At 67.4% G+C, this 22,752-nt stretch carries 25 protein-coding genes; 13 read left to right on the top strand and 12 right to left on the bottom strand.

Annotated features, from left to right (window positions below):
• Positions 1-16: 16 nt before the first annotated feature.
• On the bottom strand, positions 17-514 hold the full coding sequence (gene smpB, locus F9K07_RS15410) for an SsrA-binding protein SmpB (RefSeq protein WP_159594272.1): 498 nt from the start codon (positions 512-514) through the stop codon (positions 17-19).
• A 49-nt stretch (positions 515-563) separates the two neighbouring features.
• Between smpB and F9K07_RS15405 the strand changes: the two genes are divergently transcribed.
• Together F9K07_RS15405 and F9K07_RS15400 are read left to right on the top strand one after the other, a co-directional pair.
• A complete protein-coding gene (locus F9K07_RS15405; protein ID WP_159594271.1) occupies positions 564-1,010 on the top strand; it encodes a type II toxin-antitoxin system RatA family toxin in 447 nt (148 codons plus the stop codon).
• A gap of 11 nt (positions 1,011-1,021) precedes the next feature.
• Positions 1,022-1,351 carry an RnfH family protein gene (locus tag F9K07_RS15400; RefSeq protein ID WP_159594270.1) on the top strand — a complete coding sequence of 110 codons (330 nt, stop codon included), beginning with the start codon at positions 1,022-1,024 and terminating at the stop codon, positions 1,349-1,351.
• Here the strand turns inward: F9K07_RS15400 and F9K07_RS15395 are convergent.
• Positions 1,345-1,902: a DUF4124 domain-containing protein gene (locus tag F9K07_RS15395; RefSeq protein ID WP_159594269.1), complete on the bottom strand. Its 558-nt coding sequence runs from the start codon at positions 1,900-1,902 to the stop codon at positions 1,345-1,347. The genes F9K07_RS15400 and F9K07_RS15395 overlap by 7 nt on opposite strands.
• A gap of 161 nt (positions 1,903-2,063) precedes the next feature.
• Between F9K07_RS15395 and guaB the strand changes: the two genes are divergently transcribed.
• Together guaB and guaA are read left to right on the top strand one after the other, a co-directional pair.
• Complete coding sequence (gene guaB, locus F9K07_RS15390; RefSeq protein ID WP_159594268.1) at positions 2,064-3,533, top strand: IMP dehydrogenase; 1,470 nt, start codon at positions 2,064-2,066, stop codon at positions 3,531-3,533.
• Positions 3,534-3,603: 70 nt separating this feature from the next.
• The gene (guaA, locus tag F9K07_RS15385; protein WP_159594267.1) at positions 3,604-5,220 is read left to right on the top strand and encodes a glutamine-hydrolyzing GMP synthase; all 1,617 of its coding nucleotides are present in this window, start codon (positions 3,604-3,606) and stop codon (positions 5,218-5,220) included.
• Between the two features lie 66 nt (positions 5,221-5,286).
• Here guaA and F9K07_RS15380 read toward each other — a convergent pair whose 3' ends face one another.
• Positions 5,287-5,595 (bottom strand): hypothetical protein, encoded by a 309-nt coding sequence (locus tag F9K07_RS15380; protein WP_159594266.1) that lies wholly within the window; start codon positions 5,593-5,595, stop codon positions 5,287-5,289.
• Between the two features lie 21 nt (positions 5,596-5,616).
• Positions 5,617-5,958 (bottom strand): hypothetical protein, encoded by a 342-nt coding sequence (locus F9K07_RS15375; protein WP_159594265.1) that lies wholly within the window; start codon positions 5,956-5,958, stop codon positions 5,617-5,619.
• A gap of 169 nt (positions 5,959-6,127) precedes the next feature.
• On the opposite strand from F9K07_RS15375, the gene F9K07_RS15370 reads away from it, so the two are divergent.
• Positions 6,128-6,877, top strand: a complete 750-nt coding sequence (locus F9K07_RS15370) for an FkbM family methyltransferase (RefSeq protein ID WP_236581272.1) — start codon at positions 6,128-6,130, stop codon at positions 6,875-6,877.
• Here the strand turns inward: F9K07_RS15370 and F9K07_RS15365 are convergent.
• The 3 genes from F9K07_RS15365 to F9K07_RS15355 are packed head-to-tail and all read right to left on the bottom strand — an operon-like array spanning position 6,854 to position 9,946.
• Positions 6,854-8,542, bottom strand: a complete 1,689-nt coding sequence (locus F9K07_RS15365; RefSeq protein ID WP_159594263.1) for a sulfatase-like hydrolase/transferase — start codon at positions 8,540-8,542, stop codon at positions 6,854-6,856. The two genes, F9K07_RS15370 and F9K07_RS15365, sit on opposite strands and share 24 nt — an antisense overlap.
• A 10-nt stretch (positions 8,543-8,552) precedes the next feature.
• Complete coding sequence (locus F9K07_RS15360; RefSeq protein ID WP_159594262.1) at positions 8,553-9,152, bottom strand: YceI family protein; 600 nt, start codon at positions 9,150-9,152, stop codon at positions 8,553-8,555.
• Between the two features lie 2 nt (positions 9,153-9,154).
• The gene (locus F9K07_RS15355; RefSeq protein ID WP_159594261.1) at positions 9,155-9,946 is read right to left on the bottom strand and encodes a CDP-alcohol phosphatidyltransferase family protein; all 792 of its coding nucleotides are present in this window, start codon (positions 9,944-9,946) and stop codon (positions 9,155-9,157) included.
• An 88-nt stretch (positions 9,947-10,034) separates the two neighbouring features.
• On the opposite strand from F9K07_RS15355, the gene F9K07_RS15350 reads away from it, so the two are divergent.
• Genes F9K07_RS15350 through F9K07_RS15335 form a run of 4 tightly spaced genes read left to right on the top strand, consistent with a single transcriptional unit; the run spans position 10,035 to position 13,383 of the window.
• A complete protein-coding gene (locus F9K07_RS15350) occupies positions 10,035-11,042 on the top strand; it encodes a zinc-dependent alcohol dehydrogenase (RefSeq protein ID WP_159594260.1) in 1,008 nt (335 codons plus the stop codon).
• Between the two features lie 7 nt (positions 11,043-11,049).
• The gene (locus tag F9K07_RS15345; protein WP_159594259.1) at positions 11,050-11,484 is read left to right on the top strand and encodes a 6-pyruvoyl trahydropterin synthase family protein; all 435 of its coding nucleotides are present in this window, start codon (positions 11,050-11,052) and stop codon (positions 11,482-11,484) included.
• A 4-nt stretch (positions 11,485-11,488) separates the two neighbouring features.
• Positions 11,489-12,541, top strand: a complete 1,053-nt coding sequence (locus F9K07_RS15340; RefSeq protein WP_159594258.1) for a glycosyltransferase family 4 protein — start codon at positions 11,489-11,491, stop codon at positions 12,539-12,541.
• Positions 12,538-13,383, top strand: coding sequence for a class I SAM-dependent methyltransferase (locus tag F9K07_RS15335; RefSeq protein WP_159594257.1), 846 nt, complete (start codon positions 12,538-12,540; stop codon positions 13,381-13,383). Before F9K07_RS15340 ends, F9K07_RS15335 begins: the two co-directional genes overlap by 4 nt.
• Here F9K07_RS15335 and F9K07_RS15330 read toward each other — a convergent pair.
• Both F9K07_RS15330 and F9K07_RS15325 read right to left on the bottom strand, forming a co-directional pair.
• Entirely contained in the window at positions 13,377-14,330 is a 954-nt protein-coding gene (locus F9K07_RS15330; protein WP_159594256.1) for a RibD family protein, read from the bottom strand. The two genes, F9K07_RS15335 and F9K07_RS15330, sit on opposite strands and share 7 nt — an antisense overlap.
• Before the next feature lie 9 nt (positions 14,331-14,339).
• Positions 14,340-14,906 (bottom strand): hypothetical protein, encoded by a 567-nt coding sequence (locus F9K07_RS15325; RefSeq protein WP_159594255.1) that lies wholly within the window; start codon positions 14,904-14,906, stop codon positions 14,340-14,342.
• Positions 14,907-15,058: 152 nt separating this feature from the next.
• Between F9K07_RS15325 and F9K07_RS15320 the strand changes: the two genes are divergently transcribed.
• The 3 genes from F9K07_RS15320 (at position 15,059) to F9K07_RS15310 (ending at position 17,493) form a co-directional block, all read left to right on the top strand.
• A complete protein-coding gene (locus tag F9K07_RS15320; protein ID WP_159594254.1) occupies positions 15,059-15,952 on the top strand; it encodes a universal stress protein in 894 nt (297 codons plus the stop codon).
• 33 nt (positions 15,953-15,985) lie between these two features.
• The gene (locus F9K07_RS15315; RefSeq protein WP_159594253.1) at positions 15,986-16,612 is read left to right on the top strand and encodes an FMN-binding negative transcriptional regulator; all 627 of its coding nucleotides are present in this window, start codon (positions 15,986-15,988) and stop codon (positions 16,610-16,612) included.
• Between the two features lie 101 nt (positions 16,613-16,713).
• On the top strand, positions 16,714-17,493 hold the full coding sequence (locus F9K07_RS15310; protein WP_159594252.1) for an SGNH/GDSL hydrolase family protein: 780 nt from the start codon (positions 16,714-16,716) through the stop codon (positions 17,491-17,493).
• Here the strand turns inward: F9K07_RS15310 and opgC (F9K07_RS15305) are convergent.
• The 3 genes from opgC (F9K07_RS15305) to nhaA are packed head-to-tail and all read right to left on the bottom strand — an operon-like array spanning position 17,468 to position 21,218.
• The gene (gene opgC / locus F9K07_RS15305; protein ID WP_159594251.1) at positions 17,468-18,637 is read right to left on the bottom strand and encodes an OpgC domain-containing protein; all 1,170 of its coding nucleotides are present in this window, start codon (positions 18,635-18,637) and stop codon (positions 17,468-17,470) included. The two genes, F9K07_RS15310 and opgC (F9K07_RS15305), sit on opposite strands and share 26 nt — an antisense overlap.
• 54 nt (positions 18,638-18,691) lie before the next feature.
• Positions 18,692-19,837 (bottom strand): OpgC domain-containing protein, encoded by a 1,146-nt coding sequence (opgC, locus tag F9K07_RS15300; RefSeq protein WP_159594250.1) that lies wholly within the window; start codon positions 19,835-19,837, stop codon positions 18,692-18,694.
• A gap of 25 nt (positions 19,838-19,862) precedes the next feature.
• Positions 19,863-21,218: a Na+/H+ antiporter NhaA gene (gene nhaA, locus F9K07_RS15295; protein ID WP_201451432.1), complete on the bottom strand. Its 1,356-nt coding sequence runs from the start codon at positions 21,216-21,218 to the stop codon at positions 19,863-19,865.
• Positions 21,219-21,353: 135 nt separating this feature from the next.
• Between nhaA and tadA the strand changes: the two genes are divergently transcribed.
• Positions 21,354-22,739: a tRNA adenosine(34) deaminase TadA gene (gene tadA / locus F9K07_RS15290; RefSeq protein WP_159594249.1), complete on the top strand. Its 1,386-nt coding sequence runs from the start codon at positions 21,354-21,356 to the stop codon at positions 22,737-22,739.
• The last annotated feature ends 13 nt before the right edge of the window (positions 22,740-22,752 follow it).

Here is a 22,752-nt window from a genome sequence, read left to right as displayed (position 1 = left end):
CGCAAAAAAAACCGCATCACCGGTTGCGCGACTTCATGGCGCGATCCACTTCGCGCTGGCCTTCGCGGTCCTTGATGGTGTTGCGCTTGTCGTGCTCGGCCTTGCCCTTGCCGAGCGCGATCTCGCATTTCACGTTGCGGCCCTTCCAATGCAGGTTCAGCGGCACCAGGGTGTAGCCCTTCTGCTCGACCTTGCCAATGAGGCGGCGAATCTGCTCTTTGTGCAGCAACAGCTTCTTGGTGCGAACGGCATCCGGGCTGACGTGGGAAGACGCCGTGTGCAAAGGGTTGATCTGACAGCCGATGAGGAACATCTCACCGTCACGGATCACCACGTAGCCATCGGTGAGTTGCACCTTGCCTTCGCGCAAGGCCTTGACCTCCCAGCCGTCCAGCACCATGCCGGCCTCGAAGCGCTCTTCAATGGCGTAGTTGAAGAGGGCTTTCTTGTTGTCGGCAATGCGGCTGTCGGTGCCGGTTTTCGCGGAGGATTCTTTGCTGCTTTTGGTGGCCATGAAGGGGCAAGGTGAGGCCGTTTGAGGCCAATACAATGGGCTGGATTGTATGAAAACCATTCACAAGTCCGTCCTGCTGTGGCACAGCGCACACGAAATGTTTGCGCTGGTCACCGACATCGAGCGCTACCCGCAGTTTCTTCCCTGGTGCGATCACGGTGAGGTCCTGGAGCGATTGAACGATGGTGTCGTGGCCCGGGTGGGCATCTCCATCAGCGGTTTGCGCCAGACCTTCACGACCCGCAACACCCATGAGTCCGACCGCAAAGTGCTCATGAAGCTGGTCGACGGACCCTTCTCCGCCCTTGATGGCGTCTGGTCGTTCACCCCCTTGGGCGATGGCGCGCAGCGGGCCTGCAAAGTCGAGTTTCAGCTGAGCTATGGCTTTTCCAGTGGCACCTTGGCGGCACTGATCGGGCCCGTGTTCGACAAGATCGCCGGCAGCCTGATGGACGCCTTCGTGAAGCGGGCCGATCAGGTCTATGGCACGAACTGATCGGCGCGGCCATGAAGATTGTTCTTCTCTACGCCCTGGCACCGCGCGCGGTGCATGAAGTCGCATTGACGGTGCGCGAAGGATGCACCTTGCGCGGCGCGCTGGAGCTCGCAGGGTGGTTGCAGCGCTTTCCCGAAATCGAAACAGAAGCGCTGACGGCAGGCATCTGGGGCCGCAAGGCCGCGTGGGATCGTGTGCTGAAAGAGGGTGATCGCGTGGAAGTGGTGCGCGGTCTGCGGGTGGACCCCAAAGTGGCACGTCGCGAGCGCTTTGCGGGACAGGGCGCGCGCTCCACAGGCTTGTTCGCCCGGCGGCGCCCGGGCTCCAAAGCAGGTTACTGAACCGCCGACTGAGCCGTGGGCCTGGGCATGGGGCCGCAGTCGCTGCGCACGATCTCGTCGAGACGCCGAGACTCGGCGGCACGCGCCTTGTCGTCCATGATCTCGCGCTCACCCTTGGCGTTGGTGGTGGCTAGACGCACGCCGGAATCGATAGCGGCCTTGGCTTTACGGGCGCGCTCGCAGTTGTCGCTGCGGGCCTTGGCCACGCGCTGCTCCTCGGCCTTCTGCTTGGCCTCTTCAGCCTGTTCGGCCTGCTTCTTGCGGGCCTCGAGTTCCTTGTCGACGGTGGGCGCCTGCGGGGTCGGGTTGGACGCGGCCTTGTCGTCCTGTGCCGCAGGGGCGGCCACGCGAGGCGCGGCGGGGGCGCCATTGGGGCGTTTGAGAATGTTCCGCTCGGGCACGCTGGCGGGCGGCGCGGTGTCGCTGAAGACTTTGCGACCACCGTCGTCCACCCATTGCCATTGCGCGAGAGCCGACACGCTGGACGTCAGCAACAGCCCGGTCAACGCGAGGGCGCGCCACAACGGGGAAAAGGTGGTTTTTTGAAGCATTCGGCGAGTGTAGCGAGGGGCCTGCATGGGCCATGGCGCGTGGGCCGAAGAAGCGCGGGAGCGGTCGATTTGGGCACATGGGCGGTTGTGGGCACGGCAACCCCGGCGCGGGTTTGTCCTAGGGACGCCCGGCTACAATCCACCCTTTTGGAGCTTTACCCATGCGCCTCCTCGGCAAAGCGCTCACCTTCGACGACGTGTTGCTGGTGCCAGCGTACTCCCAGGTCCTGCCCAAGGACGCCTCGCTTGCCACCCAGTTCTCCCGCAATATCACCCTGAATCTGCCCCTGGTCTCCGCGGCCATGGACACGGTGACCGAGGCCCGCCTGGCCATTGCAATTGCCCAGGAAGGCGGCATCGGCATCATTCACAAGAACCTCACCGCGCAAGAGCAGGCGGCCCATGTCGCCAAGGTCAAGCGCTACGAATCGGGCGTGTTGCGCGATCCCGTGGTGATTTCTCCGCAGACCACAATCCGCCAGGTGATGAAGCTCTCGGACGACCTGGGCGTTTCCGGTTTCCCGGTGGTCGACGCCGGCAAGGTGGTCGGCATCGTGACGGGGCGCGACCTGCGCTTTGAAACCCGCTATGACCTGCCGGTGAGCGAAATCATGACGCCGCGCGATCGTCTGATCACCGTGCCCGATGGCACGACGCCGGCCGAGGCCAAGACGCTGCTGAACAAGCACAAGCTCGAGCGCCTGCTGCTGGTCAACGACGCCTTCGAGCTCAAGGGCCTGATCACGGTCAAGGACATCACCAAGCAGCTCAACTTCCCCAACGCCGCGCGCGACGCCGCCGGCCGCCTGCGCGTGGGTGCTGCGGTGGGGGTGGGAGAGGGTACCGAGGAGCGCGTGGAGGCGCTGGTCAAGGCCGGCGTCGACGCCATCGTGGTCGACACCGCGCACGGCCACAGCAAAGGCGTGATCGACCGCGTGCGCTGGGTCAAGCAGAACTACCCGCATATCGACGTGGTCGGCGGCAACATCGCCACCGGCGCTGCGGCCTTGGCGCTGGTGGAAGCCGGCGCCGATGCGGTCAAGGTCGGCATTGGTCCTGGCTCCATCTGCACGACCCGCATCGTGGCGGGTGTGGGCGTGCCGCAGATCATGGCCATCGACAACGTCGCCAGCGCTTTGCAGGGTACGGGCGTGCCCATGATCGCCGACGGCGGCATTCGCTACAGCGGCGACATCGCCAAGGCCATCGCGGCGGGCGCCAACACCGTCATGATGGGCGGTATTTTTGCCGGCACCGAAGAGGCACCTGGCGAGATCGTGCTGTACCAGGGCCGCAGTTACAAGAGCTACCGTGGCATGGGCTCCATCGGTGCCATGCAGCAAGGCAGCGCCGACCGCTACTTCCAGGAGAGCAGCACCGGCAACCCCAACGCCGACAAACTGGTGCCCGAGGGCATCGAGGGGCGCGTGCCTTACAAGGGTTCCGTGGTCTCCATCATCTTCCAGATGGCCGGCGGCCTTCGCGCGGCCATGGGTTACTGCGGCTGCCCCAGCATTGAAGACATGCGCAACAAGGCCGAATTCGTCGAGATCACGTCGGCCGGCATCCGCGAGAGCCACGTGCACGACGTGCAGATCACGAAAGAGGCGCCCAACTACCGGGCGGACTGATCAGGTCCACCCCACAGGCCGTCCGCGAGACGGCCTTTTTCTTTTCCCTGACGCGACGATCCAACCCGCCATGCAGCACCAGAAAATCCTCATTCTCGATTTCGGTTCCCAGGTCACCCAACTGATCGCGCGCCGCGTGCGCGAGGCACACGTGTACTGCGAAGTACATCCCTGTGACGTCAGCAGCGAATGGGTGCGCGAATTCGCCGCCGATGGTCAGCTCAAGGGCGTGATCCTCTCGGGCAGCCACGCCAGCGTGTACGAGGTGGACGACAAGGCGCCTGACGCGGTCTACGAGCTCGGCGTGCCCGTCCTCGGCATCTGCTACGGCATGCAGACCATGGCGCAACAACTGGGGGGCAAGGTGGAAGGCTCGCACACGCGCGAGTTCGGTTACGCCGAGGTGCGAGCGCGTGGGCACACCGCGTTGCTCAAGAACATCGCCGACTTCACCACGCCGCAAGGCCACGGCATGCTCAAGGTCTGGATGAGCCACGGCGACAAAGTCACCGAGCTGCCCCCGGGGTTCAAGCTCATGGCCAGCACCGATTCATGCCCCATCGCCGGCATGGCCGATGAAGAGCGCCGCTTCTACGCGGTGCAGTTCCACCCCGAGGTCACGCACACGGTGCAGGGCAGGGCGCTGTTGGAGCGCTTCGTGCTCGAGATCTGCGACACCGACCCTGACTGGGTGATGCGCGACCATATTGCCGAAGCAGTCGAGAAGATCCGCGAACAGGTGGGCGACGAAGAGGTCATTCTGGGTTTGTCGGGCGGCGTCGATTCGTCCGTGGCCGCAGCCCTGATCCACCGCGCCATTGGCGACCAGCTGACCTGTGTGTTCGTCGACCATGGCCTGCTGCGCCTGAACGAGGGCGACATGGTGATGGACATGTTCGTCGGCAAGCTGCACGCCAAGGTGATCCGCGTGGACGCGGCCGATCAGTTCCTGGGTCACCTGTCCGGCGTCAGCGATCCGGAGGCCAAGCGCAAGATCATCGGCCGCGAATTTGTCGAAGTCTTCAAGGCCGAAGCCGCCAAACTGACTTCAAGTGGTGCATCAACAAAAGGTGCCAAGTGGTTGGCACAGGGAACAATTTATCCCGATGTGATCGAGTCTGGTGGTGCCAAAAGCAAAAAGGCCGTCACGATCAAGAGCCACCACAATGTGGGCGGTTTGCCGGAGCAGTTGGGCTTGAAACTGCTCGAACCGCTGCGCGATCTGTTCAAGGACGAGGTGCGCGAACTGGGTGTGGCGCTGGGCTTGCCGCATGACATGGTTTACCGCCATCCGTTCCCTGGTCCGGGTCTGGGCGTGCGCATTCTGGGCGAGGTGAGAAAAGAATATGCCGATCTTCTGCGCCGTGCCGACGCGATCTTCATCGAGGAACTGCGCTCCACGGTAGACCCGCACAGCGGCAAGACCTGGTACGACCTCACCAGCCAGGCCTTCACCGTGTTCCTTCCTGTCAAGAGCGTGGGCGTGATGGGCGACGGTCGCACCTACGACTACGTGGTGGCCCTGCGCGCAGTGCAAACCAGCGACTTCATGACGGCCGATTGGGCTGAGTTGCCGTACGCGCTGCTCAAGAAGGTCAGCGGTCGCATCATCAACGAGGTGCGCGGCATCAACCGCGTGACCTACGACGTCAGCAGCAAGCCACCGGCCACTATTGAGTGGGAATGAGGAACGAACGCCTGAGGTGAGCCTGCGCGCCAACGCAAGCGGGAATCGCTTGCGATGGTTCGTCGCTTAAACCATGCGCCCCATGTGCCTGGATTTGGGTGTCGAACCGCTAGGGGAAAGCGTTGGAGAAAAGCTCGCCACAGAGCGCACCGACGCCTTGACATCGTCGTCCAACGACTCATAGATCTTTTCGATCGCCTCGGGTGTGTCGATGCCGACAGAACGCAGCTGGCCGGTGATCTCTTCGGCGTTGGCGGACAGGGTGGCGGCGCGCCGCTTCAAGCTGTCCTGCAGTTCGTCCAATTGGCCCAGCGTGGTGCGTACCTTTTCCAGGCAAGCGGCGACGTCTTTCGGATCGGCAAGTTCTTGGTTCATGGTGAAGTTCCTGTCTTTTGGTCAAAATCTTGGGCCGTCGGTCCGGGCCCTCTCCGGGTTGTTCAATGCCTCGAGTTTGGATTCGATGTTGAGAGCCTCTTTTGCCATCTCTTCAACATCTGTCCGGGAGTAATTGCTCAGGTCGCCCGCCAGTGTCCGACAGATGCGCTTAAGTTCAAGGCGCCACAGGTCGCCTTGGTTGATCTGCTGGACGAGCGCCTCTTCCTGGACTTCAATTTGCCGGAAGGTGGCCACCGCTTTCGCCACCTCCAAGGTGGAGGCCTTCGGCGCGTCGGGTGCGCTGGAGGGGGTGGATGGGGTCGAGGTGACCGAAGGCAACGACGGTTTGATATTCAAGGTCATGGGAGGCCTCCACTGGGTGGACCGGGTCTGCGGCACACTGAATGGCAAATGCGTAACAACGCCTGCACGGCAGTTCCTATGACCTCCGATGGCGGTTTCCCCCTCGCACAATAGCGTGATGTCCCGAGGTTCCTCCCTTCGATTGCGCTGCGACCGACAACTTGGTCTCTTGCGCTCCTGGCTTGTGTACCGCGCCATCCCCTGGCGCGGCGCGCAACTGCGGCGCTTCTACCGGCGCTTTGTGCCTGCAAGTGGTTTGGCGTTTGACGTTGGAGCGCATGCAGGGAATCGTGTGGCGGCGTTTCGGGCGCTCGGCGCCCGCGTGGTCGCGCTGGAGCCCCAGGCGGATTTCGTGCGCCTGCTGCAGCGCCGTTTCGGTGACGATGTGCAGGTGGTCGTGCTGCCCCAGGCGCTCGCCAGCGCGCCTGGACACGCGCGCTTGATGGCGAGTCCGCGCACGCCGACGGTGGCGACTTTGTCGACCGACTTCGTGCGGCGCGCGGGTGCCGCCCCGTCCTTCCAGAGGGTGCGCTGGCACGAGGGGCCGTTGGTCGCGGTCGGCACCTTGGACATGTTGATCGCCCATTACGGCACTCCCGATTTCGTGAAGATCGATGTGGAGGGCTTCGAACTGGAGGTGCTGCGGGGTTTGAGCCAGCCACTGCCGGCGTTGTCCTTCGAGTTCCTGCCCGCCGTGCGCGATGTCGCCCTCGGATGCATCGACCGGCTGGAGTGGCTGGCCGGCCCCGGCCGCTATCGCTACGCGGTGTCCATCGGCGAACGGCTGCGCTTGCTCGATTCCGACGGCGGCTCTGCCCACGCGATGTGCCAGTGGCTGCGCGACCTGCCAGCCGACGCGCCCTCGGGCGACGTGCACGCCTGGCTCGACGCGCGCTCAGGAGCCGGGAGAAGCGCTTGAGGTGGAGACGTGTTCGACCCCCGTCGACTCGTGCGCGCTCGGCGCTTCGAACGCTTTGAGAAGAATGGGCGTCAGGGCATGCAGGGGCCCCAGCGCGTGTGGAGGCGGCACCAGACCGGGCACGAACCCGCTGCCCAGCAAGCGTTGCAGCAAGGCCCGGTTGTCGCTGATCACATGCACTGGCACGTCCCACGATGCCTTGGGTCCGCTGACCAGCGCGGGCGGCTGGTGGTCACCCAGCACCACCATCACCAGGGAAGGCGACGCGTGGTGTTGGAGGAAGTCCGCCATCCACGCATGTTGGTAGCGCAAGCTGTCGATGTAGCGCGCCATGGTCTGCTGTGGCGAGGGTGGCTGGGCCAGTGCCGACTGGACTTGCGCCTGGGTGTAGGCATCGGGCCCACTCAGGCGCGACCAGTCCGGTGCGATCGGCGCGAGTGGGTAGAACGGGGCGTGGGTGCTGGTGGTCGGAAAGAAGACGAAGCGCGGCTGTGCCGACGAACGAGGCGGCCCGAGTTCCTGCGCATGCAGCAGCGCCATTGCGGCCTGATCGGGAATGCGCCAGTAGCCGAAGTCCGGGCCGCGATAGCCGATGCCCGCATCGTCGGCGAGGCGCTCGAATCCATAGAAAGCACCCTCGGGCCAAGGTCGTTTGAGGCCGGGCATCCAGCCCACCGTGCGGTAGCCATGGCGTGCGAAGTGGCTCACCAGGGTAGGCCGTTGGCTGGCGAGCAGCAGGTCGTGGTCGGCGGGTTGGGAGGTGTCCACGCCCGCGAGCAACGCCGCATGCGACAACCACGACGCGCCGCCGAAGGTAGGTGCGGTGACGCGCCCCGTCACCACAGTGCGTCCGCTGAGGTGGATGGCGTTGTCCAGGGCCGCGCGGGCAGCGGCCAATGCGGTGGCTTGATCCGGATGGTCGAAGGTCACGGCTCCGTACGACTCGGCGAACACCAGCAGCACGTCCGCCGGACTCTGCGCGCCCACCAGACCGGACAAATCACCGTCGAATGCCGGGCCAGGGCCAAGCGCCGCCTCGCGGTGTGCCGGCCACCACGCGCCCGCCAGCAAGTGAGCCTGGTGCCACAACGTGGGCGTGAGCGGCAGGGAAAAAAACCAGCGCGTGTCTCGCCTATCGGGTGCGTAAGCGGCAAAGCTCAAGGCCAGAGCCGTCACGGCGGTCAACAGCCAGGGACGCGGTGGCTTCCAGCGGAGACACCGGGCCAGCAGGGCAATGGCCGCACGCGTTGTGAAGAACAGCAGCAAGGTGCCCAGCACCAGCGCGATCGTCCCCAGGGTCAACTGCTCGGTGGAAGACGATTGCGCGGCAAGGCGCAGCAATTCGGCGCCATGGCGTCCATCCCAAAACAGGTTGACGGGGCGGCCCAGGACCGCGGGCGCGGTCACGTCGGCGTAACGCACGGCGACGAGCACGACGAAGCCGAGGGTCGCCACCGTCGCACCGCGCGCGGACAGCGCTCCCCGCCACGCCACCCAGGCCAGCAGCAGCGCCACGCCCACGCACAGCTCGAACGACAGGCGCGGCATGACGTGCACGCCAAAACCCGGCCAGCGGTTTTCGAAGGTCAGCAGCGTGTTCAGCACCCCGAACGCCAGGGTGAAGCGCCACAGCCAGCCGAGCACCGATGGCGGGGCTGTGCTCACACGAAGCGGCTCATTGACGGACCGCTTCGAACTCGATGATCAGCGGCACCTCGTCGCCCACCCAGCCGTTGGCCACCGCGTAGTTCATGCCATAGGCGCTGCGTTTGAAGCTGCCACGGGCGGAGACGCCCATCGTGTAGGGCTTGCTCAGCGGGCCGCCCATGGGCGATTCGGCGCTCTTGTTCCAGGTGGCCTGCAGCGTCAGCGGCAAGGATTTGCCCAACAGTTCGAGCTGGCCGGCGATCTCGAACGTGCGCTCGCCCGTGCGCTTGGCACCGCTGGCGGTGAAGACCATGCGCGGGAATTCGCCGCTGTTGAGAAAGTCGGGGCCTTTCAGGTGGTCGTCGCGCTTGCGCTGGTTGGTGAAGACGCTGGCGGACTCGACCTCGATGCGCACTTCGGACAGCGTGGCGCTCGCCTCGTCGAAGCGGTAGCTGCCGCGTGCCGCGCGGAACATGCCGAGCACCTTGGCGTAGCCGATGTGGTCGACCAGAAAGCCGATCGTGATGTGGTCCGGATCGAGCTGGTAGCGCGCGGCCTGCGCCTGGGCCGGGGTGCCCGTGGCGAGTAGCAGCGACAGGGCGGCGGTAGAGAGAAACGGCATTCGCATGGTCAGGCCTCCAGGGGAGTGGGGCGCAGGCGCGCCAGGGTTCGCACGTCGGTGGCGAACGAGAGGGTCAACAAGGCGAGGCCGAGTGCTGCCAGCGCGCTGGCCAGCCACGGCGGCACGATCGGGCCCAGGCACACGATCAGCACCGTGATCTGGACCACGCACACCGTCTGGCGGCGCTTGCTCGGCGCCAGCGGCGCGCTCAGCCACGGCCAATGCCGGGCCGCGGCCACGAAGGTATAGCGCATCAGGCCCGAGGCGAGCACCCAGGGCCCCGCCTGGCCAGCCTGCAGCACCAGCGCGCAGAGCACGAGGGTGAAGGCGGCGTCGGTCTCCATGTCGAAGCGTGCACCGAAGACGCTGGACAGCCCGGTGCGGCGCGCCAGTGCGCCGTCCACCGCATCGAGCAGCGCCGTGGCCGTGGCCACGACCACCAGCCACCACACGGCGGGAGAGGTGGCGCTCAGGGGCGGGCGGGGCAGGGCTTCGCCGATCAGGGCCGCGACCAGGGCCATCAGGGCCAGGCGCGCCAGCGTCACGCGGTTGGCCGGGCCGAAGCGCGGGTGCGGATGGTGGGGCAGACCACGCCAGACCAGCGCGGCACCGGCCGCAAAACACAGCAAAGCCTTGAGGCGGTAGTCCACGCCCAGGCCCGCCATGTCGCTCAGGAACCACGCGAGCGCCAATACCAGCGCACCCATGGCGATGAGCTCACGCGCCGCGTCGCGCCGCAGTGCGCCGAAGACCTGCGCAAGGGCGTCGTGAGAAGCTGGAGCTGGGCGGGCGGTTTTCATCGGTTTTGCATCCGTGCGTGGTCGGACCCCGGGTTCTCGGCGATCATGCACGCTCTTCTGCTCCGACACCACTTTCATCCTTTCGTTCATGACCCTTGTCGACGATGCCCCTGCAGTGCTGGCCCACGCCTGTTGGGTGGTCGAGCCCGGCCGGGCCGAGATTCGCCCCGAAACGCTGCCCGCCCTGGGCGAGGGCGAGGTCCGCGTGCGCACCCTGCACACCGCCGTGAGCCGGGGCACCGAAGGCCTGGTGTTTCGCGGCGAGGTGCCCACCAGCGAGTTCGAGCGCATGCGCGGCCCGTTCCAGGCCGGCAGCTTCGGCGGCGCGGTGAAGTATGGCTACGTGAACGTGGGTGTGGTCGAGGCAGGGCAACCCGAGCTGCTCGGGCGCACCGTGTTCAGCCTGTTCCCGCACCAAACCGTGTTCCAGGTGCCGGCCACCGCAGTGGTGCCGCTGCCCGACGGCGTGCCGGCCGCGCGCGCCGTGCTGGCAGCGAACATGGAGACCGCCATCAACGCCCTTTGGGATGCCAACCCCAGCCCCGGTCAGCACATTGCCGTGGTGGGTGGTGGCACGCTGGGTCTGCTGGTGGCCTGGCTGGCCGCGCGCTTGCCCGAAGGCTCGGTGCAGGTGGTGGACACCAACCCTTCGCGTGCCGGCATCGCCGCCGCGCTGGGTGCGGACTTCGCCCTGCCGGCACAGGCGCGCACGCCGGCCGATCTGGTCATCCACACCAGCGGACAGCCGGCCGGACTGGCCACCGCGCTGAACCTGGCCGCATTCGAAGCCACCGTGTTGGAACTCAGCTGGTACGGCAGCCGTGCCGTCAGCGTGCCGCTGGGCGAGGCCTTCCATTCGCAGCGGCTCACGCTCAAGAGCTCGCAGGTCGGCCACGTGGCGCCCCGGCAACGTGGGCGCTGGAGCCACCGCACGCGGCTGGAGCTGGCGCTTTCGCTGCTCACCGCTCCGGTGCTGGACCGTCTCATCACCGACACCGCGCCGTTCGCGGAACTGCCGCAGGTGCTGGAGCGCCTGGCCGGCTCTGGCGCACCGGCGACGCTGTGCCAGCGCATCGATTACCCACCCCTACCTTGAGAGCCCCATGTACGCCGTCAACGTCAGAGACCATTTCATGATTGCCCACAGCTTCCAGGGCGCGGTGTTCGGCCCCGCGCAACGCCTGCATGGCGCGACCTACGTGGTCGATCTGGAGCTGCGCCGCGAGGCGCTCGACCCCGATGGCATCGTGGTCGACATCGGCCTGGCCACACAGGTGCTGCGCGACGAACTGGCCGCGCTCAACTTCCGCAACCTGGACGAGGTGCCTGAGTTCCGAGGCCGCAATACCACGACCGAATTTCTGGCGCGGGCGATCTTCGACCGGATCGCCGCGCGCATCGCCGCCGGCGCGATGGGACCGCACGCCGCGCCCACGGCCACGGCCAGTGGCCTGCAACAGATGCGTGTCACGCTGCACGAATCGCACGTGGCGTGGGCGGCCCACGAGGGTGCGCTACCGGCGCACACGGGCGCCTGAACCGATGGCCGAGCGGGCTTGCCATGTCCTGATACCGGGCGACTGGAACACGCCAACTGGTGGATACACCTACGACCGCCGGCTGGTGCTGGCCTTGCGCGAGGCGGGCTGGACGGTGGACGTGCACACGCTCGAGGGCTGCTGGCCGCGTGCAGAGGCCGCCGATCTCGCCCATGCGGCGGGCCGCATCGCGGCCTTGCCCGATGGCGCCCTGGTGGTCGCCGATGGCCTGGCCTTTGGTGGCCTGGCGCAACAGGTGCAGCCTCATGCCCAACGGTTGCGCTGGGTGGCGCTGGTGCACCACCCTCTGCACCTGGAGACAGGGTTGGACGCGCACGAACGCTCCCGTTTGCAGGCCCGTGAATCACAGGCCTTGCAACTCGCGCGGCACGTCGTGGTGACCAGCCGCAGCACGGTGGACGACGTGGCGGCCATGGGGGTTCGTTTGGACCGCATCGCGGTGGTGGAGCCGGGCACCGATGCGGTGTCGCCGAGCCATGCGCCACGCCACGAAGGTGGCCCGGTCCAGTTGCTTTGCGTGGCCACGCTCACACCGCGCAAAGGGCACGCCGTGCTGCTGGAAGCGCTGGCCGGGCTGGTGCATTTGCCGTGGGTGCTGCATCTCGTAGGCAGCACCGCGCGGGCGCCAGGCACCGCCGCGCGCGTGCAAGCCCAGGCCGCGCCCCTGGGCGAGCGCGTGGTCTGGCACGGCGAACTGCCCGCTGCGGCCCTGCACGCCCACTACGCCGCGGCCGATGTTTTCGTGCTGCCGTCGCTGTACGAGGGCTACGGCATGGTGGTGGCCGAGGCGATCGCCCATGGCCTTGTGGTGGTCTGCACCGATGGCGGCGCGTTGGCCCACACCTTGCCTCGCGCTGCTGGCCTGCTGGTGCCCGCCGGCGATGCGCTGTCCTTGCAAGCGGCATTGGCACGCGTGATCACCGACGCCGGACTGCGCGCGCACCTGGCCGAAGGCGCCCGCGCAGCGGCCCGGCAGTTGCCCACATGGCCGCAACAGGCAGCGCGCTTCGCGGCCGTGCTGGAGGGGGTGGCATGAAAGACCCCAAGGCCAGCTTCAGCGCCGATTGGCTGCGGCAAAGAGAGCCTTTCGACGCGGCAGCTCGAAATGGCGCAGCGGGCCGCCTGCGCTTGCCGACCCGCTTGAGCGCGCTTCGGCCGCCGCAGGGTGTGCCGTGGCGCGTGATCGATCTGGCCTGCGGCACCGGCGCGAATCTGCGCTGGCTGGCGCCCGTGCTGGGCGGCGAGCAAGAGTGGTTGATGCTCGACCACGACGCCGCGCTGTTGCAGCGCCTGCCGCCGGCCCTGTCGGGCCCGGGTTTTCAGGCCCGCACGGTGCGGCAGCGGACCGATCTGGCGCAGCACGTCGACCGCTTGCCCTGGCACGCGGCCCATCTGGTCACGGCCTCGGCGTTGCTCGATCTGGTGGGCCTGGCCTGGCTGCGGCAGGCGCTGGCCCACATCGCGGCGGCGCGCGCAACCGTGTTGTTCACGCTCAATGTCGATGGCCGCCATGTCTGGTCACCCCCAGAACCGGGCGACGCCACGGTGGCCCGGCTGTTCCGCGCCCACCAACGGCGAGACAAGGGGTTTGGCCCCGCGCTGGGCGCTGACGCGATCGGCGTCTGCCGGCGTGCGCTGCGCGACGCCGGCTACCGCGTGTTCACCGCACCGAGCGACTGGTGGATCGATGGCCGCGCGGGCGCACCCGCCGTCGGCCTGCAGCGCGCCTTGGTCGACGGCATGGCAGCCGCTGCGTGTGAGCAAGGGCCCCAGTCCAGCGCGTTGCTACGGGCCTGGCGCGAAAGAAGAGCGTCCGTGGTCGGCGCGAGCTGTCTGCGCGTGGGCCATGTGGACCTGCTCGCGCTGCCGCCTCACTGAAGCTCGCCCGGGCGCAGCGCCAGGTCCCACAACATGTCTTCGCCCAGGGCCAGGGTGCGTGCGCGTGGACGCGGGCAATCGGCCATGACTTCGTGCGCCGGCACCTGCAGACCGCGGCGGCCGTTGCCGATCAGCACCGGGGCGATGACCAGGTGCAGGCGGTCGATGACGCCCGCCCTGAAGAAGCGCGACACGGTCGTGCCGCCGCCCTCCACGAAGAGCAGCGAGAACCCGCGCAGGCCGAGCGCAGCCACGGCACGCTCCGGCCGGCAGGTGCCGGTGCCGTCGAGCAAGCCGTCCACCGCGAGCACCTCGGTGGTGTGGGGCGCTGACGCGCCCAGGCGCCGACGGGCCAGCGCTGCGTGGCGCGTGTCGCAGAGCCAGAGGCTGGGTGCCTGGCCATCGTGGAACACGCGGGACTGCCCGTCGAGCCGCGCCGAAGGGTCCATCACGACCCGCACCGGTTGTGGCCCGGGCACACGCCGCGTGGTGAGTTGCGGATTGTCGATTGCCACCGTGCCCGCGCCCACGATCACCGCGTCGCACAGAGCGCGCAGGCGGTGCAGGTGCAGCAGCCCATGCGGGCCGTTGACGTAGTAGGAGTCTCCCGTCGAGGTGGCCACGAAACCATCGAGGCTTTGCCCCATCTGCGCCACCACCCAGGGCATCGACAAGGGCGCGTGGCGGCGCGCCGTGCGGGCATCGAGCACGGGTTTGTACAGGCCGAACAAGGCTGCGCTGCGCTCGCTGCACCGGCCCGACAGAACCCAGCCGCGTCCGCTGGCATGGCTCAACAGGCGGGTCGTGCTGGCGGTCGCAGCCGCCTGCAGCACTTGGGACCAGAGCTCATGCCAGTCGGGCGGAATATCGGTCACGACGGTAGGCGGGGTGCTGGGGGCGTTGGGCGCCAGCGTCGTCACATCGCATTCCTGAACCACCATCGGCATGCCGTTACCTCATTTCCATTGCGGGGAGTAGTAAACGTCGTCCTCGCCGCTCGCGCTGGTGCTCCCAGGTGCGCCGAACAGGGACGATGCGATAAGCAGCGCCGCCACCAAGCCCGGCAGCAAGGCCGCGAGCGGGACGCGCAAACCCGATGCGGGGCGCCACCAGACCCACAGACCCAGCGCCGCCGTGGTGGCCGCCACCATCAGCGCCAGTTGCGCCAGCAGCAAGGAACCACCGAGCGCGCCCATGGCGGCAAGCCCCAGTGCAGCCACGGTCAGCAAGGCCGACAGGACCACACCCCGCAGGCGGCTGCCGACCGGGGCCGATGCCAAGGCCAGCCAGGTCGCCGACACCAACGTTGCGCCGAGCACGGCCCAGGGCAGTTTCTGCACGCGCGACAAGGCCGGCCAGTCGAAACCCGGCAGCAACGCCAGTGCCGCCAGCAGGCCCAGGGCCGCGCCCAGCGGTGCCCAGCGCGGACCCGCTGCGCGGCGCAGCAGCCAGACCGCGAGCCACGTCATCAGCGGTGGCAGCACCAGGCTTTGCATGGCGGGGTGGTTGAAGAGCGCGTTCATGGTGGTCCCATCATCGCAGCTTGCCCGCTCGATGGGCAGACCCCATGCCCGCTTTCGGGATACTTGATCCCGCTCAAAGGCTGCGGTGGCCCCGGCGCGCCGCAGCGGTTAAGGTCGACGCCTGTGCCGCAACGGCAGAAAGGAGCCTTCGCTTGAATCCATCCGCCACGCCCCGCCATATCCTGCTCGCCACCGACCTCGGCAGCCGCAGCGACCGCGCGCTCGACCGCGCCGTGTGGATCGCGCGCCAATGGCAAGCTCGCCTGGTCGCGCTCACCGTCGTGGAGAGCGAACCTGCCGAAGCCGCCACCTCGGTGCTGGCGCGTGCCACGGGGCAGATAGGCGGTGACCGCATGCGCATGGTGCGCGCCGAACGCCACTTGCGCGCCGACGTGGAGCAGGCCGAAGGCCTCACGCTGGTGCCCATGGTGGAGCAGGGCGCGGTGACCGACACGGTGCTCACCGTGGCCACCGCCGAAGGCTGCGGCCTCATCGTCATCGGCGTGGCGCGCAACGGGGCCTTGAGCCGTGTGGTATTGGGATCGACCGTGGACGCGCTCGTGCGCCGCTCGCCTGTGCCCTTGCTGGTGGTGCGCAACAGGGCCCGCGCGCCGTACCGGCAGGTAGTCGTGGCCAGCGACTTCTCGCCGGCCTCGCGCCACACCTTGCAGCGGGTGGCCAACGACCTGTTTCCCGACGCCGACATCACCTTGTTCCATGCCTTCGACAACCCTTACCCGGCCATCGGCGGTGTGGACCAGACCAAGGTGCGCGCCGATGGGCTGGCGCAGGCGCAGCGCGAAGCCGAAGCCTTCATCCAGTCTTGCGCGCTGCCCGAGAGCACGCACGCGCGCCTGCAGACCTGGCTGGAACACGGGGATCCCGGCCTGCTGCTCAATGCCCACGGTCAGGAACACCCGGCCGACCTGGTGGTGATGGGCACGAAGCAGCGCGGCGGGGTGCTCGGCCTGTTGCTGGGCAGCGTGGCGCAACGCATGCTCGAAATCGCCGAGAACGACGTGTTGGTGGTGCCCAACGGCGCCTGAGCCCGAACCCCTCGGATGCGGGATGATGGCGGCATGTACCTGCCACCCCAGTTCGCCGCCAAGGATCCCGCGATCGCCGTGTCGCTGATGCGAAGCCACCCCTTCGCCAGCCTGATCTCGGTCGATGACGATGGCCTGCCGTTCGTGACGCAGCTGCCACTGCACCTGCTGGAAGAAGAGGGCGCTCTGACGCTGCTGGGCCACTGCGCCAAGCCCAATCCACACGGGCGCTATCTGCAGGCCCGTCCCCGTGCCCTCGTGACGTTTCTCGGCCCGCATGCCTACATGACGCCGCGCGTCTACCCCGATCTGGTGCGCGTGCCGACCTGGAACTACCTCGCGGTGCACGCGACGGTGCAGGCGCGCATCCTGGAGCATTTTGACGACAAGGACCGGCTGCTCAAGCACCTGATCCACGACCACGACCCGGCCTACGCGGACCAGTGGCGGGCCCTGGATGGCGACTACCAGCGCAAGATGGCGCAGGGCATCGTGGCGTTTGAACTGCGCGTCACCGAGCTGCAGTGCAAGGTGAAGCTCAACCAGCACCGGCCGGAATCCCACACCGCCCTGTTGGCCGCCTACGAAGCCGGCAATGCCGATGAGCGTGCGCTCGCGGGATGGATGCGCCAGCTCGGCATGGCCGGCGGTGTTGCCTGATACCAACCTCGCCATGGACGGGAAAAACACGCTTGCTTACACTGCTGCGATCTGAACTTTTTGCGCCAGAGCCGGGTCCATTCAGCGCCTCAAAACTTTCCATGTTCGCCTTGCCACACACCATTTCCCGTCGTTCACGCCTGGCGGCTCCCCTGAGAAATGCGGTCCTGACCTGCGTGCTGGGCGCGGGTCTATTGCAAGGCGCTCAAGCCGAACCGCTCAAGCCGAACGCGATGCTTTCCGTGGTACCGGCCGTGCCGGATGGCTCGCAGCAACTGGCGGCGATCGATCCGCGCTGGACGGCCAGCATGGAAGCCTTCGCCGCCGCCGACCTGAAGCAAGCGCCCCAATCGGGCGGCGTCGTGTTCGTCGGCAGCTCTTCCATCCGCATGTGGAACAACCTGGAGACGAGCTTCGCCGACCAGCCGGTGGTGATCAAGCGCGGCTTCGGCGGCTCCCAACTGATCGATTGCGTGAAGCTGGTCCACCGCCTGGTGTTGCCCTACAAGCCCCGGTTGGTGGTGGTGTACGCGGGCGAAAACGATCTGGCCGAGGGGGTGTCGCCTTGGGCGGTAACGCAGCGTTTCGCGGACTTCGTGCAATCGGTCAAGGCCGAGCTGCCTCAGGCACGCATCGCCTTTGTGTCCATCAAGCCCAGCCCGTCGCGCGCCGGCATGCTCGCCGCGGTGCGCGAAACCAACGCGATGGTCAAGGCGTACAGCCAAGTCGAACCCCAGCTCGATTTCATCGACGTGTATTCGTCCATGGTCGATGCCCAAGGCCAGGCGCGCCCGGAGCTGTTTCTCGGTGATCGCCTGCACCTCAACACGGAAGGTTACGCCCTTTGGCAGCGCATCATCGCGCTGCACCTGAAGAGCTGAGATCTGCCGCCGGGACCTTGCTTGCCCGCTGCCGATCCGCGCGGCGGTCGGCGGCCAAAGACAGGCGCGCGGTGATCCACAGCGCATAGAAGGCGACAAAAAGCACCAGCAGGTCCACCGACCAAGGCCGCTCCGGGCGGGCCGGCCCGAACACCGCCAGCGCCAGCAGCGCCGCCACCAGATGGGCGCAGAACACCGGCAAGGCCGCCTTGCCCAGCGTCTCCAGCACGCGCCAGCGTGGCAGGTGCCGCTGGAGCCAGGGCGCGAAGTGCATCACCAGCACCAGGAGCGCAAGCAGGTTGATGAGCCGCAACGGTCCCAGATGCCATTTGTCGAACATGAGGTTGACCGCAGAGCCGTCGGGCATGGGCGTCTGGCCTGCGGTGTGCCGCCACAGAAAACCCACGATCGCCAAGGCCATGGCCGCGCCGACCATCCAGCGCGGGAAGGACGTTGGCGCGTGGCCTGGCTGGCTGTGGGTGAAGCCCATCCACAAGCCCAGCACCCAAAGGAATTGCCAGGCGAATATCTCGAACGCGCCCATGTCCTGGTAGCGCACGGGCATGTCGAACCAGCCCATGGCCCAACGGTTGACGGCAGGCCCCAGCCCGAACTGCGCGCCGACCCACAACAGCAGGCTCAGCGCCATCACCGTTCGCCAACCGTGCTCCATGCCGTGCAGCAATACCAATGGGCTGAGCAGCATGAACACGATATAGATGGGCAGGATGTCCAGCAGCGCCGGGCTGTACAGCAACAGGCCCGCGCTGAGGGCCGCCACCACCGGGCGCTCCAGGAAGAAGCTCAACAAATCGGTGATGGCCACTTCGCTCAGCGCCAAGCCCAGGCCGGCGATGACGGTGAAGGCGAAGACCAGCAACGCGAGCTGGCAGGCATAGAGTTTGAGCGCCCGGTTGAAGAAGGCATTTTTCATCGCCTCGGGGCCTTGGCGATCGGCCTTGGCCGTGTACACCCGACCCGCCATGTACGCCGAGAGCAGCACGAAGCCTTCGGCCGCGGAGACGAACCCCAGTGGCTGGCCCAGGGGGTCGGCCAGGCGGGTGGGCAGGTGCGTGAGGGTCATCAGCACAAGCATCAGGCCGCGCAGGGCGTCGAGTTCCCACTGACGGTCGGCGGAGTTCATGCCGGATTGGGGATGCGCGGCGACGGGAAAGTTCCGACGGCCTGCGGCCGCGCTTCAGGAACCCTGGGAGCGCGCGCGCCAGAATGGCAGCAAGCCCTGCCAACCCTTGCGATCCCGCTCTTCCCCGATCAGCGCCACCGCGAACAGGCCGGCGAACGCTGCAAGCAGCAGGGTGACGTCGGTGCTCCATGGGCGGATCACCTGCGTCGAACCGAAGAAGGCAAGGGTGAACAGCGCGATCACGATGTGGGCGCAGAACACCGAAAGCGAATGCCGTCCCAGCAACTCCAGCGCCCGCAAACGCGGCAGCACGCGCACGAGCCACGGACCGGCCGACACCAGCACCACGAACACACTGGCGAAGTTCAGCACCCGCATCGGGCCGAGCGACCACTTGTTGAGCAGCAGGTCCACCGCCGGCAACCAGGGCAACGGCGCCTGGCCCGCGACGTGGCGCCACACCAGCATGCCCAGCGCGTACGCAGCGGCCGGCAGGAGCAGCCACATCGGTATGCGGGGCAACGGTTGCGTGCGCGCCCCGAGCCACAAACCGATCACCCAGAGCGCCTGCCATGCCGTCCAGTGGAAGGCACCGGTGTCCTTGTACGGAATCGCCAGGCCCGTGAGCTCCACGGCCGTGCCGTGCAAGACATGGCCCAGCCCCCATTGCTCGCCCAGCCAGAGCAGGCCGCTGACCATGAGGATGCCGCTCCAGCCCGATTGCAGACCGCGGCGCAGCAGCCAGGGGCTGGCCAGCATGAACACGATGTACATCGGCAGGATGTCCAGCAACGGTGGGTTGTAAACCAGTAGCGCGGCGCCGGGCACCGCCAGCGTGGGATCGATGAACAGGAACTCCAGCAAGCCGGTCACGCCCCCTTGGCGGTTGGTGACGCCCAGCCAGGCGATCACCGTGAACGCCAGCAGCAGCAGGGCCATCTGGCACAGGTAGAGCTTGAGCGCGCGTTCGTGGAACGCGATCTGCATGGCGGGCAAACCGTCGCGAAGCGCGCGTCTTCCGTACACGCGACCCGCCATATAAGCCGAGAGAAACACGAAGCCCTCGGCCGCCGAGACAAAGCCGAACGGCTGACCCGATGGCAACGAGTACATCGTCGGCATGTGGGTCAGCGTCATCAGGACGAGCATGAGGCCGCGCAAGGCGTCCAGCTCCCAACGTCTTTGAAGCGGGTTTGGCATCAGGGAAAACGAGAATAGGGCGCGATCATGCCAGAGCTCGGTGCCGGCGCCCGCGCCAGGCCAGCACGGCCCCCCACGCGAGACCCAGCACAGCAGCCACGAGCGAAGCGAGCAGCACGCCCAGCTTGGCGGCGTTGAGCAGGTTGGCGTTGTCAAAGGCCAGGGTCGCGATGAAGATCGACATGGTGAAACCGATGCCGGCCAACAGCCCGACCAGCCAGACCCCCGACCACGAGACCCCCTCCGGCAGGCGACACCAGCCCAGGCGCACCGCCAGCCAGCTCGCCAGGACCACGCCCAGCGGCTTGCCGAGCACCAGGGCGAGCAACACACCCGCTGTCACCGCCTGGGCGCCGTCCGCGCCGAGATCCACGCCATCGATGGAGACGCCGGCGTTGGCCAGCGCGAACAGCGGCATGACGCCATAGGCCACCCAAGGGTGCAGGGCCATCTGCACGCGGGTCACCGGCGCCAGCACCTCGCGCTGCGCCTGCCGCAGCTCCTTCAAGGGGCCGGCGAGCGCATGGGGTGTGAGGTCGGTGCGGCCGTTGAGGTCCTGCACGACGCGCGTGGCGGTGTCCAGCGCCCGTTCGCGCGCGCGCCCGGGCAGCACCGGTGTCATCAGGCCCAGCACCACGCCGGCCAGGGTAGGGTGCACGCCCGTCTTCAGCAAGCCCAGCCACAGCACGGCACCCGGCAGCACGTAGGCCCAGGCCGAACCCACGCCGATCTGCTGCAGGCCCAGCACCATCAACACCCCCAGGCCGGCCACCCACAGGCCGCTGAAGTCCAGCCCGCCCGAATAGAAGGCCGCGATGATGAGCACCGCGACGATGTCGTCGATGATCGCCAGCGCCAGGAGCAGAACGCGCAGGTTGCCCGGAATCGACCGGCCCAGCAGCGCGAGCACGCCCACGGCGAAGGCAATATCGGTCGCGGTGGGCACAGCCCAGCCGCGGAGCTGGACCGGCGTGCTGTTGAGCGCGGCGTAGATCAACGCCGGCAGGGCCACGCCTCCCAGCGCGGCAGCCAGGGGCAGCGCGGCGAGTTTGAAATTGGCCAGCGCGCCTTCGTGGATCTCGCGCCGGATCTCCATCCCCACGACCAGGAAGAACACCGCCATCAGAGCGTCGTTGATCCAGAAGTGCAGCGACTGGGACACCACATGGCCGCCCAGGCCGATCGTGAGTGGGGCGTGCCAGAGCGCGTGGTAGCTGCCGGCCGCCGCCGAGTTGGCCCAGATCAGTGCGACGGTCGCGGCCAGCAACAGCACGATGCCGCTGACGGCTTCGATGTGGAGAAATCGTTCGAGGGTGGAGAAGGCGCGCTCGGCAAGGATCTGAGCACGCGGCAGGGTCTGCCGAGACGGGGTTCGGTTCATGGTCGCATCCATTCCGCGCGGCGGCCCGACCAGCGCTTGAACCTGTTCACGGCACCTTGCCGCAAGAACACCCGCAGCCATTTTACAAGGGCCGACATGCGCGGCCGCTTGACAGCTCTGGCCTACACTCGCCGCATGCCCACCACGCCCGCCACAGACGACGCCCATTGGATGCGCCTGGCACTGGGCGAAGCCCGCGCCGCCGCGCAGGCGGGTGAGGTGCCGGTGGGTGCCGTGGTGGTCAAGGATGGCCAGGTGATCGCGATCGGGCGCAATGCGCCGATCGAAGGCCACGACCCCACCGCCCACGCCGAGATCGTCGCGCTGCGCGCCGCCGCGCAGGCCCTGGGCAACTACCGGCTCGACGGCTGCACGCTCTACGTCACCCTGGAGCCCTGTGCCATGTGCAGCGGCGCCATGCTGCACGCGCGGCTATCGCGCGTGGTGTTTGGCACGGCCGACCCCAAGACCGGCGCGGCCGGCTCGGTGCTCGATCTCTTCGGGCATGCGCAGATCAACCACCAGACCGAGGTGCGAGGCGGTGTGCTGGCCGAGGAGGGCGCGCTGTTGCTGCGCGATTTCTTCAAGGACCGCCGGGTGAACCTGCACCCGCTGCGAGAAGATGCGTTGCGCACATCCGAGGCGTGCTTCGCCGGATTGCCGGACTACCCCTGGGCGCCCCACTACCTGAGCGACCTGCCGGCCCTGGCAGGACTGCGGCTGCATTACCTGGACGAAGGCCCGAAGCAGGGCGCGCCGTTGACCTATCTCTGCCTGCATGGCAACCCGGCGTGGAGCTACCTGTACCGCAAGATGATCCCATCGTGGGTGGTCAGCGGCGCGAGGGTGGTCGCGCCCGATCTCATCGGTTTTGGCCGCAGCGACAAGCCCAAGAAGGACGGCGCACACCGTTTCGGCTGGCACCGGCAGGTGCTGCTCGAGTTCGTGGAACGGCTCGATCTGCGGCATGTGGTGCTGGTGGTGCAGGACTGGGGCGGCCTGCTCGGCCTCACGCTGCCCATGGAAGCTCCCTCACGCTACGCCGGCTTGCTCGTGATGAACACCACCCTGGCCACGGGCGATGTGCCGCTCCCGCCCGGCTTCCTGGCGTGGCGCAAGATGTGCGCGCAAAACCCCGGCTTCGACGTGGCGCGCCTGTTCGCGCGCGGCAACCCGCACATGTCCCCCGAGGAATGCCAGGCCTACAACGCACCGTTTCCGGACCGCGGACACCGCGCGGCCTTGCGCGCCTTCCCACCCATGGTGCCCGAGCACACGCAGGACGAGGGTGCGGTCCTCGGCCGGCGGGCCAGGGACTTCTGGTCGGGCCAATGGCAGGGACAGAGCCTGATGGTGATCGGGCAGCAGGACCCGGTGCTGGGGGAGCCGGTCATGCGCGCTTTGCACGCGTCGATCCGCGGTTGCCCGCCGCCGATGCTGTTGCCCCATGCCGGCCATTTCGTGCAGGAGCACGGCGAAGCAATTGCCCAGGCCGCCGTGCACTATTTCACCCCGCGATAATCCCACCCTTTGC

The organism is Hydrogenophaga sp. BPS33, from assembly GCF_009859475.1.
GTDB lineage: Bacteria > Pseudomonadota > Gammaproteobacteria > Burkholderiales > Burkholderiaceae_C > Hydrogenophaga.
This window is presented reverse-complemented; position numbering and strand designations above follow the sequence as displayed.